Annotated in this window: 12 protein-coding genes; 3 read left to right on the top strand and 9 right to left on the bottom strand. The window is 46.6% G+C overall.

Translation table 11 applies throughout. The annotated features are described in order from the left end of the window. Positions 1–51: 51 nt before the first annotated feature. From ACM6JA_RS26660 to ACM6JA_RS26635, 6 genes are all read right to left on the bottom strand, one after another. Complete coding sequence (locus tag ACM6JA_RS26660; RefSeq protein WP_414854805.1) at positions 52–1491, bottom strand: FkbM family methyltransferase; 1440 nt, start codon at positions 1489–1491, stop codon at positions 52–54. Positions 1492–1519: 28 nt separating this feature from the next. Then, positions 1520–2626, bottom strand: coding sequence for a glycosyltransferase family 4 protein (locus ACM6JA_RS26655; protein ID WP_414854804.1), 1107 nt, complete (start codon positions 2624–2626; stop codon positions 1520–1522). Continuing rightward, on the bottom strand, positions 2623–3579 hold the full coding sequence (locus ACM6JA_RS26650; protein ID WP_414854803.1) for a GDP-L-fucose synthase family protein: 957 nt from the start codon (positions 3577–3579) through the stop codon (positions 2623–2625). Before ACM6JA_RS26650 ends, ACM6JA_RS26655 begins: the two co-directional genes overlap by 4 nt. Positions 3580–3609: 30 nt before the next feature. Then, positions 3610–4845, bottom strand: coding sequence for a glycosyltransferase family 2 protein (locus ACM6JA_RS26645; protein ID WP_414854802.1), 1236 nt, complete (start codon positions 4843–4845; stop codon positions 3610–3612). Between the two features lie 44 nt (positions 4846–4889). Beyond that, a complete protein-coding gene (locus ACM6JA_RS26640; protein ID WP_414854801.1) occupies positions 4890–5861 on the bottom strand; it encodes a GDP-mannose 4,6-dehydratase in 972 nt (323 codons plus the stop codon). 126 nt (positions 5862–5987) lie between these two features. Then, positions 5988–6854 (bottom strand): hypothetical protein, encoded by an 867-nt coding sequence (locus ACM6JA_RS26635; RefSeq protein ID WP_414854800.1) that lies wholly within the window; start codon positions 6852–6854, stop codon positions 5988–5990. Between the two features lie 218 nt (positions 6855–7072). On the opposite strand from ACM6JA_RS26635, the gene ACM6JA_RS26630 reads away from it, so the two are divergent. After that, a complete protein-coding gene (locus ACM6JA_RS26630; protein WP_414854799.1) occupies positions 7073–7789 on the top strand; it encodes a hypothetical protein in 717 nt (238 codons plus the stop codon). A gap of 6 nt (positions 7790–7795) precedes the next feature. Here the strand turns inward: ACM6JA_RS26630 and ACM6JA_RS26625 are convergent, their stop codons facing one another. After that, positions 7796–9532 (bottom strand): phospho-sugar mutase, encoded by a 1737-nt coding sequence (locus ACM6JA_RS26625; RefSeq protein WP_414854798.1) that lies wholly within the window; start codon positions 9530–9532, stop codon positions 7796–7798. A gap of 106 nt (positions 9533–9638) precedes the next feature. Here ACM6JA_RS26625 and glf point away from each other — a divergent pair, with 106 nt between their 5' ends. Next, positions 9639–10760 (top strand): UDP-galactopyranose mutase, encoded by a 1122-nt coding sequence (glf, locus tag ACM6JA_RS26620; RefSeq protein WP_414854797.1) that lies wholly within the window; start codon positions 9639–9641, stop codon positions 10758–10760. Between the two features lies 1 nt (position 10761). Here glf and ACM6JA_RS26615 read toward each other — a convergent pair whose 3' ends face one another. Beyond that, positions 10762–11556, bottom strand: a complete 795-nt coding sequence (locus ACM6JA_RS26615; RefSeq protein WP_414854796.1) for a glycosyltransferase family 2 protein — start codon at positions 11554–11556, stop codon at positions 10762–10764. A 480-nt stretch (positions 11557–12036) separates the two neighbouring features. After that, a complete protein-coding gene (locus ACM6JA_RS26610; RefSeq protein WP_414854795.1) occupies positions 12037–12180 on the bottom strand; it encodes a hypothetical protein in 144 nt (47 codons plus the stop codon). A 187-nt stretch (positions 12181–12367) separates the two neighbouring features. Here ACM6JA_RS26610 and gmd point away from each other — a divergent pair, with 187 nt between their 5' ends. After that, positions 12368–13336, top strand: a complete 969-nt coding sequence (gene gmd / locus ACM6JA_RS26605) for a GDP-mannose 4,6-dehydratase (RefSeq protein ID WP_414854794.1) — start codon at positions 12368–12370, stop codon at positions 13334–13336. Positions 13337–13584: the final 248 nt, after the last annotated feature.

Below are 13584 nucleotides of genomic sequence, written 5' to 3'. Positions count from 1 at the left end.
AACGAAACAAAAAACATGGCGAGCCTGCAGCCATGTTTTTATCATGTGCGCTTAATCGAGGAAAGTTTTGTTCGTACAGAACAGATCAGCGTGGAAAGGTTTCATTTCGTCTAGTAAGTGGTTATAGTTCTTCACTTTTACCACCGTATTGTCCCGCTTAAAAATATACAGATGGGTAAACAATTTCTCCAGCAGTGTGTATAGCACGAGTGGATGTCTGCCGAAGTTTTCCTTGATGCTCTCTGGATTGAATTCAATGATTACATCCGGGTCCCACTGCTTAAGCGTTCGCATGGCACTTTCCAAGACGACGACCTCCGAGCCTTCTACGTCAATTTTAATGAGGTCGATGCGCGAGATCATATTCTGCTCTACCCAGTCATCCAGCCTGACACATGATATGAATTGGGTGGATTTCTCCACGTCTTCTGGCTCATGCGGGATATAAGACCATCCGCCCCCACGGGGGTCGTCATTAAAATGAATGTTCCCGTTGCGGTCCGCTATTCCGAGCTGGAGTGGCTCGATATTGGTGATGTGATTCTCGGACAGGTTTCGCAGGAGATAAGGATAATTGGCATCGGAGGGTTCGAATGCGTACACCTTGCCTTGAGGAGCGAGATAGCTCAGGGCGAGCGAGATCGCACCGATGTTCGCTCCGATGTCTAGGCAAACATGGTCAGGTTGTACGATTTTTTTCAGAGGAAGGATAACGTAGTCTTCATAGTATCCTTTGTAATACTCCATAAAGTACAGGACGCTTTGATCAGAGTCGTCCCCATAGACGGTAAAGGTTTGATTGTCAAACGGCAGGTGAAAGTCAACTTTCTTCATCGAATTCGTTGCTCCTTCAAGTGGATTGTAGATCATGATGATGTCATTTCCTACGACGAATAAGAGATCAGGACGAAGAGAATGAACGAATTCTCGTAGTTCTTGGATCGTGGGGTAATCGTTCAACAATGGATTGGGACCAATAAAGCAACGAGCATCATCAATCAAAATGACGTGATTTTGAACAGAATGCTGCAGAATGGCAGCAAGTTCCTTCAAGATAGGGGTATCCAGGTCTCCTTTGGCTGCCTCAGATGAGCGGGGAATGTAATGGCCGTCCAGCCAAAACAGACAAGGTGTTGTAACAGAGTGCATCAGGTTGGTCAATACTTCTCCACTGTCACCGTGGAGGATATGGATGTGGCTGTCGCCTGAAAATCTCTCTTTTGCCACTATAAACAAGGCTTCATCCAACTCGATGGAAACGAGCAAGTCAAAATGGTTTTTCATCGCTTGCAACATGTCGCCCTTAAACGTACCTGTCTCGATCAAGGTGCGTATGCCCATCGTTTTTGCTATATGCTTGATCTTCGACTTTTTCAAATCGTTTGTCGGTGCTTCCAACAGCCAAAAATCCCAAGTCTCTTGTTCAGTTAATGGAAACGGGATTCGGCGCTCCTTCCTCCACGTATCCCGAATTTGCTGCATGCGTGACATTACAAAGATGACCTCCTTTCAAATGACATTAGCGTGCGACGGAAGAAAAGATAGCCAGTGTTTCACGCGCGCATTTCTCCCACGAAAAATGCTTGGCTTGTTGGATGCCTTTGGCAACCAGCTCTGCTCTTGCCTCAGGTGTCAAATAAAGATGGGCGAGCTTCACTGCGATATCATCGGAAATATTCGGGTCGAAAGTGAGCGCAGCATCACCCACCACCTCAGGAATGCTCCCTGCATTGGAGCATACGATTGGAATGTTGGACTTCATGGCTTCTACCAGAGGAATGCCAAAGCCTTCGAAGAGGGAAGGGAAGCAAAGGAACTGGGCATTCCGATACAAGTAAGGCATCTCTTCCTGCGGTACGTAATGGAGCCATTTGACTTGGTCCCATAGCTGGTTATTTGTGATGTAATTCATGACGTTTTGATGAGCCTCTTGAGCAAAACCAGTGAAAACCATGGGGATTCGTATATTGTGTTTATCCCGCAAAGTGACGAGTGCTTTGAATACATTCAGGTGATTTTTGTGATGCCATGTATTCGCGGGGAAAAAGCCGTATTCGCTGGGCAGCTTATACTTTTGTATGACCTGTTGGTTGAGTGCCTCATTATGCGGCAAGGAAAATTCCCGCGAGGCATCCAGGTGGATCGCATGTACTTTATGCGGAGCAAGCCCGAATTTTTGGAGGATCGTTTGCTTGGAAAACTCCGACAGAGTCAGCACGGCACTGCAACGCTCTGCAGACGATTTGTAGTTGTCTAGTCGCCAGCGCAAGGAATGTGCATCGAAAAACTCCGGGTAATACTCGTGTTGGATATCTGGAATGTTGATCACAGAAGGGATTGTGACATCGGCTGGATTCAATACAAGCAGCGGACAAAACCACAAATTCAACTGTAGGGAGTTAATCCAGAAATGAAGCATCGCGTGTGCATTACCATGATCGGGGACCATGAATTTGCGCACATTTTTTTGCGCCTCAAAGGTATGGAAATTGTGTGAGGATAAAAAAAGAAACCACTGATGGCCGTCCCCAGCATTCATCGAGTAGGCCAGCAAGTTCCTGACATACTGTTCCATCCCGCCGATTTTGCCAGGAATCACTGACATCAGGTTTATTCCGACTCTCATGTAGGGATCCTCCCTTGTACGTGAGGATGTGCCATGTACCAGGCAATCGTTTTCTCCAAGCCAGCAAGTAAGGACGTTTGTGCCACGAAGCCGAAATGCTCTTTTGCTTTGGTCACATCTAAAAGGCGGCGCGGCTGTCCGTCTGGCTTGGTTTTATCCCATTCGATCTCTCCTTGGAAGCCGCTTAGCTGCTTGATCGTTTCCGCTAAGCTTTTGATGGAGATTTCATGACCAGAACCGATATTGACCGGTTCAGATTGATCATAGCTCATGGTTGCAGCAATAATCGCCTGTGCGGCATCTTCGACATAAATGAACTCGCGTGTGACGCTGCCTGTTCCCCAGAGAACGATCTTCTTCTCGTCATTGCGAATAGCGTCCACACATTTTCGAATGATGGCAGGGATGACGTGTGAGGTTTCCAAATCGAAGTTGTCGCCCGGACCGTACAAATTGACAGGAAGCAAATAAATGGAATTGAACCCGTATTGCTCGCGATAGGCTTGCGATTGCACCAGCATCATTTTCTTGGCTAAGCCATACGGAGCATTGGTTTCTTCAGGGTAACCATTCCATATATCTTCTTCCTGGAACGGGACAGGCGCATGTTTTGGATAGGAGCAAATGGTTCCGATGGCTACGAATTTTTCGACACCGAATAAGCGGGATTGCTCCATGAGCTGAGTCCCCATGATCAAATTATCGTAAAAGTATTTTCCGGGGTTTTTTTGATTCGCTCCGATTCCGCCGACGACGGCAGCCAAGTGAAGAATGATATCGGGACGGAAATCTTGCAACATCTTGTTTACATCATATTCTTTGCGAAGATCGTATTCATGGCTTCTAGGGATGAAGATGTCCGTACAGTCCAGCTTGCGCAATTGATGAACGACGTGGCTTCCTAGAAATCCTGATCCACCAGTAACCACAATCCGTTTTTTCGCCAGATTCAATTCTTGTCAACCTGCCTTTCTCGTCCGCATTCAAATTCGAGGCGAAGGGACTCTGCGATTTACCCAATTTTCGATGTGGGCCTTGCCTTTGGTAAATTCCTGATAAAATTGGTACTCCTCATAGGAAAGCGGGAGGACTTCTTCCAGGTGGTAGCTGACAGATCGTTTGACTTCAGGATTGTTGGGGTGGCTCTGAAGGATCTGCTGGCTGCAAAAAATACTCACTTCACATTGCTGTCCCTCTGAGGTAATGGGAATCACGACTTGAAAACGCGCTTGGGTAACTTGGAATTTGTGTACGAATTTCCCATTCCTCGTGACATGGAAATGCAGGAGAGGGGCGATATTTTGGTTGCTTCCTTTGATAAGCAAAGCGTGCATCGGTCCATGGCTGGCTTCGATGGTCATTCGCAGGTTTTGGGGAGCCCATGCGTCCGAATAGCGGTTGGATGCAACGATTTGAGGAGAGGATCCGAATGCATGATACGCTTTGAGCTTGTTGAGAAACCAAAATGCTCCTTGCTTGTAATGCTTCTGCGTGTAGTGATAGAGCCATTCATTCGAGATGGTGCCATGATGCTTCACGCTTGTTTTCAAAATTTCGGAAAACCCTGGCTCCAATTCATAGACAAACGTTTTGCATGCGTCATATAAGCGTGAGTTAGCCAAGAATTCAGGTATCGTTCCAATCGGATAATGCAGGGAAATCCGGTTCCACAAATCGTAATCCATGCACCAGTCGTGTTCTTCATTTACACCACCAACTGCTTCAAAGGCATGCTTTCGCAGGAAAGCAGCGGGTTGGCAGATGAGGTTGAAATTAAACAATTTTTTTCTGTCAAACTCTACCCAAATGTACGGATACTTTACTTTGTCATTCTCATCAATGTGTAGCCCTTTTCCGTATACCACGCCCCAATCGGGATGCTGCTGCAAGGCTGCCACAGCCTTTCGAATGGCACCGGGAAAATACGTATCATCCGAATTGAGCCAACCGATAATCTCACCACGTGCCATTTGCAATCCTTTATTGATCGCATGAGATTGGCCGCGATCAGGCTCGGAAACGAAGCGGAAGCGGTCTGCCAGATGGCTGTATTGCTGCAAAATACTCTGTGTACCGTCAGTTGAGGCGCCATCTACCACAATATGCTCAATATGGGGATAGTCCTGTGTCAATACACTCTCGATCGTTCGCTTGATGAAGGCTGCCTGATTGTACGAAGGGGTGATGACACTGACGAGAGGAAGGGATTGCATGGACATAAAAAGTTCCCTCCTGATTTTTTCTACTCATCCACTCGACGTTTTCAAGAGCTGTTCTGTTGGCGTAGTACAGAGCGCCAGTCATTCAATAAATCTTCCATTGTTTGCTGGAAAGAGATCTCGGGCTCCCATCCCGTCTTTTCTCGGAACAGCGAAGAGTCTCCCAAGACAATGTCCACATCAGAGGGGCGCAACCGATTGGTGTCTACTTGTATTTGTACCTGCACATCAGTCAAGGCTAGTAGTGTTTTCAACATGTCCTCGATGGTATAACGAGTACCTGCGGAAATATTGTATACATCACCTGGTTCACCTCGCGTAATCGCCAACCAATACGCCTTGACAATATCCCGTACATCCGTGAAGTCTCGAATTGCCCCAAGATTGCCGACGTGCACTCTTGGTTCTTGCAGACCAAGCTCAATCTGGGCAATTTGTTTGGCAAAATTAGAGGTCACATAGCTTTCGCCTCTTCTCGGACCGGTATGGTGAAACGTACGTGTACGGATGATAGCCAGACCGTAACTGTGATGATATTGATACCCGAGATAATCCTGGGCAATTTTACTGACCGCGTATGGATTGAGAGGACGGAGGGGATTGGTCTCCTTAATGGGGATTTCCTCCGGATAAACCAAACCGTATTCCTCACTGGAGCAAGCGATTTGAATTTTGCACGAAACGGCATGGTTGCGTACCGCCTCGAACAAATTTAACTGTGGGACAATATTGTTTACCATCGTATCTGCAGGAGACGACACCGAGGTGGGGACGAAGCTTTGAGCAGCCAAGTGAAAAATGAGATCAGGCTTTATTCTCTGGATGAGTTCATTTACAGATTGGGGATCTTTTAATTCACAGTTTTCCATATGCACGCGGTCCATCAGGTGCCCCAGCTGCTCTTTTTTGGTAAGGGATCGGAATGTGCCGTAAACATCTACATCTCCCCGTGACAGTAGATACTCAGCCAAGTGACTGCCGGCAAATCCCGTTACTCCGGTAATCAATGCCTTCATGAGTCGAATCCCCCCTGTCCATGATGCTCATAGCGAAGGATGAACAGCTTAACATATTATGAATATGGAAAAACGTGAAAAAATGGCACGGCGCACAGCTCGTTTCCAAAGGGAATTTTATTGAGATCAGGGTTTGGCGGGCACCCATTTACAGGTCGGATAGTCGAAATACATAAAATCATCTGTGTTCGGGATGTCCTGTGAGCGAAAGTAGGGGATATATGCTTTCGAATGTCCTTGAAAATGCAAGGAATGAGCGCTAAGGTAGTCGGTCGTGCCCGTTATTTTGCAATAAAGAGCGCCATTCTTTTGATAAATCTGCTTCTTCTCATCTTGGCTGTCAGCCTGTGGGCAGGATGGAGCAAAAGGACAGTTGAGATTATGATCGAAAAAGCCGTTGGCAACTATACCATACGTAGCTTTGCGGCGAAGCGCGTAATTGTGAAACAGGATAAACAACACCATGTCAGAAATGGGGGCATCTCCGATTTCTTTTGCGAATTGAAGCAGAGTCTGGTAGTGAAGAGGGTCGCGAAAAAATTTGGTTGTATAATCGCAAAATTGATTGAGTTTTTCCAGGTCGCATACGGTCGTCCAGGTATACTCAAACGTAAAGTCATCGAACTCCTCGTTGTCTCGCTTACTGATATCGGTGTATAGCATTACGTCCGAGTCTAGGTAACAACAATGTTTTATCCCTTGACTCCTCATAAAATCGCGCAAAATAAACCAGCGCTGGAAGCAAAACAGATTGTATTCGTAGGTGTTGGAAGTGGAGTGTTTGTAAACTTTGGAGAAAGCTTGGGCGCTTTGGTAGAAATGACTCAACAGGAAGTGCTCTGTATTTTCCGCAGAAAGATACTTGTTTTCTGGGCTTCCGATAAGAATGACACGAGAAGAAGGGTTGCTGTATTTCGCCTGTTGCATGCATAATCCTACATGCTCTTCAGCCGTTCTGTGAATAAACACGATGGGCAAACTCACGATACACATCTCCTCTGTCTTACAAAATGCCTGATAGGCTCCTAGTTGTAAACTTTATCCTAATATATGTCCCGAGGAGGGCCTTGAAACGGCAGGCGCCTCTTACGTGGAACATTTTGTATGAGATGCGTGCAAATAGCCTGTTTTGCAGCCTGTTCATTGAATGACCAATCGTATCTGCAAAAAGATAAATAAGATACGGAAAGAGGGACGTTGTGAATGGAGGCATGGAAAGAATGGATGTGTTAAACCGATATGAAAAACGAGTGTATTCCCAAAATGGAGAAGACGGCATCATTGATGAAATATTTTCGCGAATCGGAACTACGAATCGCTATTGTGTAGAATTCGGAGTTGGAGATGGCTCGGAATGCATGATGAAAAATCTCGTCACGCAGCATGGATGGGGCGGATTGGCGATGGAAGCCGACCTGAACAGTTGCAATAAAATGTCTGCCGATTATGCTGCCTACCCCCAGCTCATCATCAAGAATGAGTTGATCACGAGAGAAAATATTGCTGGGTTATTCGAAAAAAATGGTGTCCAAAAAGAATTTGATCTGCTCTCTATCGACATTGACGGCAATGACTACTGGGTATGGCAAGCTCTTTCTGCTTACACCCCGCGACTTGTCGTTATTGAGTACAATGCGGCTTTTCCGCCTCCACAAAAAATGGTGATCGTGTATCAGCCTGATTTTAAATGGGGTGGCAATACCTACTATGGTGCCAGCTTGAGTTCCTTGGCCATTTTGGGAACCAGGTTGGGGTATGCCTTGGTGGGGACAGATTCAAAGGGCGTCAACGCTTTTTTTGTTAGACACGACTTGCTTCTTCAATCAGGTTTTCCTGAACTAACACCAGAACAAGCTTATCATCCTCCTCGTTACGGAACAGTCGCGGGCGGACATCCTCCTCAATCCGGTCCGTACTTGGATATCTAGTCCATACTAGAATCTGATCAGCTGCAAGACAGCCTGTTTCAAGGTGAAAAGCTTTTCTTGGCTATCCTGCTTACTCGTTCCTTTCACTCCTAAATAGATTTTAATTTTGGGCTCCGTGCCTGATGGTCTGACACAAAACCACGAATGATCATGGAAAAAGTATTTGATCGTATCCGAGGCAGGCAAGGTGAGCGGTGTGGATGTATGTGTTTGACAATTTGTGCGGATCCCGCTGCCATAATCTTCGATGGCTATGATGGGGTGGGCGGCGATTAGGGAAGGTGGATGATTGCGCAGGGCAGACATCGTTGCCGATATTTTTTGCATGCCATCTCCTCCTTTGCACGTGAAAGAAATCAGCTCTTCCGCATAATGACCGTAACGGTTGAATAAGTCATTCAGTGTGTCATCGAGGCTTTTGTGCTGAGATTTGTAATACGCGCACATGTCAGCAAGCAACAAAGCAGTTTGTACGGCATCCTTATCCCGGACAAAATCGCCGATTAAGTATCCGTAGCTTTCTTCGTAACCAAATTGGAAGACATGCGCTCCACTCTTTTCGTAAGCTTCGATTTTTTCGCCAATATATTTGAAGCCGGTCAAAGTGTCTTCTGTAGATACACCGAAGTCTGACGCGATGGCCCTGCCCATTTCAGACGTGACGATTGTTTTTAATACAATGCCGTTAGAGGGGAGCTCCCCCTTTTTTTGTTTGGAATCCAGCAGGTAATGAAGAAGCAAGGCTCCCAATTGATTCCCTGTCAGGACGCTGTAGTCTCCTGCCTGATTTTTGACGAGCACACCGAGGCGATCTCCATCAGGGTCCGTCCCCATGATCACGTCGGCTTCCACCTGGTTGGCGTATGAAATCGCTAATTGAAAGGCTTTAGGCTCTTCGGGATTAGGCGAGGCTACGGTCGAAAAGTTAGGATCGGGGACAGCTTGCTCTTCCACGACACTCACTTGTGTATACCCAAACAAGTCCAATCCGCGTGTGATCGAGTCATGGGTTGTACCGTGCAGGGGAGTAAAGACGATCTTCACTTGCTCTCGGATCGCAGGAGATAAGTCTGGATGGACGCGCAATTGCTTTACTTTTTCCAAATACGCATGCAAGAGAGAATCGTCAATGTAGCGGAGAAGTCCATTTTTGTACAGCTCTTGTTCATCGGCTGGGGTGATTTCGAGTTCATTTCCGGCTGCGACGATCTGTTCCATCAGTCGTTCGGCTGTCGCGAGCGTAATTTGCCCCCCATCAGCGCCATAAATTTTGTAGCCGTTATATTCCGGCGGATTGTGGCTTGCTGTAATGACAATTCCCGCACACGCACAATAGTGGCGCACGGCAAAGGAAAGCAGAGGGGTAGGAGTCAGCTGTTTGAATATACATGTAGTAATCCCGTACTGACCGAGAACTTTGGCGGTTTCCTTGGCAAACAACTGTGAGTGTTTCCGTGAATCATAGGCAATGACGACTTTTTTGACGGCCAGATCCGGGTATGTTTCGAGTAAATAAAGAGCCAGCCCTGCGCTTGCTTTGCGAATCGTGTATAGGTTGATGCGGTTTATTCCCGGCTCCATGACCCCGCGCATGCCTCCGGTTCCAAATGCAATCGGAGCAGAGAAGCAATCCGCAAGCAGCTTTTCATCAGCGTGCATGGCGGTTAACTGCTGACGAAGCTCTGGATCGAGGGATTCACACTCGTTCCAGCGTGTGTAGTGTGCGTGCCAGTATGCATTCATGTAGAGTTCACTCCCGCGTGTAGAGTACGACATCATTTACTAAGGTATTAACGGAATGGTGAGGGAGTGAGTGGATGTAATTAAGACTGGAGGATGTGAGACTAACATGAAGGTGGATTGGCTGATTGTCGGAGCTGGATTCACGGGTGCTACACTCGCAGAGCGGATTGCCAATGAGCTTGATCAGAAAGTGTTGGTGGTTGAGGGGCGTAATCATATCGGAGGAAATGCCTATGATTGCTACGACGAGCAGGGGGTACTGATTCACAAATACGGTTCGCACACCTTTCATACGAATTCCAAGCTGGTCTGGGACTATTTGTCGCGTTTTACCCAGTGGCGGCCGTACTTTCATGAGGTGCGTGCCTATGTCGATGGCATAAAAATACCGTTGCCTTTCAATCTAAATGCATTGTCCGCTTTGTTTTCCCCGCAATATGCGCAGAAACTGGAGAGCTTACTGATCCGTCAATATGGATTCGGGGCGAAGATTCCGATTCTCAAGCTTCGGGATAGTGCACATGAAGAGCTTGGTTTTTTGGCCGAATTCATTTATCAAAAAGTATTTCATCGGTATACGATCAAGCAATGGGATTTGAAGCCGGAGGAGCTGGATCAATCTGTTTCCGCAAGGGTTCCTGTGTATGTCAGCAGGGACAATCGGTATTTTCAAGACACGTATCAAGGAATTCCGATGCATGGCTTTACGGCAATGTTTCATCGCATGCTCGACCATCAGAATATAAAGGTTCTTCTCAATACGGACTATCAAGAAATCGCGGATGAAATTAGATATAAACGAATGATCTACACAGGCCCGATCGATACCTTCTTTGGCTATAAGCATGGACGGTTGCCTTATCGAAGCCTGCGCTTTCATTTTGAAACGCATCAAAAGGCATGGTACCAAGAAGTGGGGACTGTCAATTATCCCAATGAGTATGATTTCACCAGAATCCTCGAACAAAAGCACCTCACAGGACAAGTCGTTCCTCATACAACCATATCCTTCGTATATCCACAGCCGTATTCACCAGGCGAAAACGAGCCTTATTATCCAATTCCTCGCAAGGAAAATAGCCAACGGTACAGCCTCTATAAACAAGAAGCGGAGCAAATACGCGATCAAGTACTTTTTGCGGGCAGACTCGCGGACTATCAATACTACAACATGGATCAAGCAGTGGCGCGGGCATTGACCTTGTTTAAGCAGATTGTCACAGAATAGTTTAGGAAGGCTTTTCTTTCGGAATGAGCTCGTTCACATAGATCCATCCCTCGGGTGTGTAAACAAAAACAGGCTCGTACTCGTCTCCCCACAGTTTCAAGATTTTCGTAAGGATGTACTTTCTTGCTTTTGTCCATTGCGGCCAGTTTTTTGTGTGGGAATTGTTGCTCTCGTGAATCAAATAATGATAGAGGTTCGCATCGACCCAGTGAATATCACCTGTTCCGATCAATTTTAATAACATGTACTTGTCATGAGAAAACCTTCCCTGCATCGGATCATCACATTCAAATCCACCGACATCACGAACCGCTTGTGTCCGATAAAAACGAGGCCAAACCATCGGAGCTTCCAGGTAATCATACTTATCTTCATAGATCGGAGGCCGCATGATTTCAGACAGTTCTCGCGTATCACCAATTTCCTTCCAAAAAACGGTGTTGGAGAACACGACGTTCGTGGTTTCGGGCTGGCGTTCCATTTCATCCAACAAAATTTCTAAGGTTTTTTTGTCGAACCAGTCATCCGAGTCAAGTGAGACGAAGTAGGGCGTGTCAATTCGTTCAAGAGCAGCTGCCATTGTTTTGCCGATCCCCGAATTTTCAGGGAGTAGCACGTAGTGAATGCGGGGATCATCGAGGTACTTTTCTACGATGGCATGTGTATGGTCAGTAGAGGCGTCATCTACAATGAGGAGCTTCCATTCCTTGTGCGTTTGGTTCAACACACTTGTGATGGCTGTGGGAAGATACTTTTCCCGATTATAGGTTGGGATCACGACAGTAATGCGCGACATGGCGGTCGAAACACCTCTTTTGGACATTTTCAAACGATCTTAGAAACACATGTAAGCAGGAAGAAAGAGGGTGCGTACCATTTTTGGAATCGGGAAATGCAAGCTGCTCGTCACGTGTAGCAATGTGAATGGAGGACTGTATGTTCTGGATGTATAAGGAAGAGAATTATCGGCTCACGAAATTGCTGACGAACAATTGTAAGGGAATTGCGAGAGGGGGAGAGCACTTCGTGATGGCGACCTATGATAAAATCCGCTTTTCCCAGACAAGGAGGCTATCTTCCGGTGTAATGGTTTTACCAGAGGGATGGAGATATCCGGTGATGTGCTATTTATTGGTCAAAGTGTTACCAAGAAAATAACGGTTGCCCATGAAAGAGATGTACGACATCATCTGAATGTCTCATTAGATAGTGGAATCCATGTTTTCGATCGAGTCAACAAAGTAAGCATGATGATTCCAATCCCTGACTCCCAGCCTTATTGCTTGTTAATGGTAGATAAGAAAGAAGACAAGATTCGTTCCACGCATTCATCGACGCCAAGCTGATGGGTGGGAATGAATAATCCGGTAAGCCAAATCGCACCGCTTTTTTGTGGACCAGGCATCCAACGATCTGTCACCTGCCTACCTCCTCCTTGATCAATGACAACGGTTTGCTTTCATTAGTTTATTACGGACTTCTATTCTTGACCCTCACCCTTGATAACTGAACGTATGAACATGGTCCGGCATAAGCTTAAGAGATGCTCAAGGGAACTTACCGGAATGAACATTACGGCACAGCCTGAAGAAGGGGAGTAGAAGTGGATGAAAACAGCTTTCCTCACAGGAATCACAGGTCAGGACGGCGCTTACCTGGCAAAATTTTTGCTAGAGAAAGGGTACCATGTTGTGGGACTGGTACCACGCCGTAGCACGGTGGACAGGTGGCGGTTGGAGTATTTGAACATCGCAGATCACGTCGAGTACAAGGAAGGTGATCTATTGGATGTGTCGTCGTTGACGCGTGCACTGAAGGCGTGCAAACCAAAGGAAGTGTACCATTTAGGGGCGCAGAGCTTTGTTGGCTCGTCGTGGGAGCAGCCCATTTTGACCGCGCAAGTAACTGGAATGGGTGTCCTGCATGTTCTGGAGGCGATACGGGAGACAGACCCGGCCATCAAAATGTATCAGGCTTCATCAAGTGAGCTGTACGGTTTAATCCAGGAGCCACAGCAATCGGAGCAAACGCCTTTTTACCCAAGAAGCCCTTATGCAGTCTCCAAGCTGTTTGGCTACTGGATGACCAAAAATTATCGGGAAAGCTTTCAGATGTTTAGCACTAACGGCATTTTATTCAATCATGAATCACCTTTACGTGGGCTGGAATTCGTTACGAGGAAAGTGACACATGCTGTCGCAAGAATTGCCTCGAACAAGCAAAAGGAGCTGCGGTTGGGGAATATACAGGCGAAGCGGGATTGGGGCTTTGCTGGCGATTTCGTGGAAGCGATGTGGCTGATGCTCCAGCAGGATAAGCCGGATGACTATGTCATTGCGACAGGAAAAACTTCGACGGTGGAAGAGATGTGCAAAATTGCCTTCGATTATGTTGGGTTGAACTACCTGGATTACGTCGTGATCGACCCGGAATTGTATCGGCCAGCAGAAGTGGACATTTTGTTGGGCAATCCGGAAAAAGCGAAAAGAGAGCTCGGCTGGACACCGAAAACGAAGCTGCAAGAGCTCATTCACTTGATGGTCGAAGCGGATTTGCAACGCGTTGCCAAACAATAAGGGGAAGGCTATTCAGGACACCCTATTTCCGATTGCGGGATGAAAAGGGGTGTTTTTCTTTTATTTGATCAAAAAGGTAGCTTAATTATCTAAAAGGTCAACCTATTAGCGTTTATGGGGTGGCTTATTTATCGTGCGGATTGTTATTTTTGTCCCGCTACTCATGAGTAAAATAGCAGAAAATTCAATATTGACTGTCATATCATTTCGCTGGCACGCTACTTGCTTACTGTAGAAAGGTACAATCA

The sequence above is a fragment of the Brevibacillus sp. IT-7CA2 genome, assembly GCF_949767855.1.
GTDB lineage: Bacteria > Bacillota > Bacilli > Brevibacillales > Brevibacillaceae > Brevibacillus.
The sequence above is the reverse complement of the archived record's forward strand: the minus strand, read 5'-3'. Positions and strand labels throughout refer to the sequence as shown.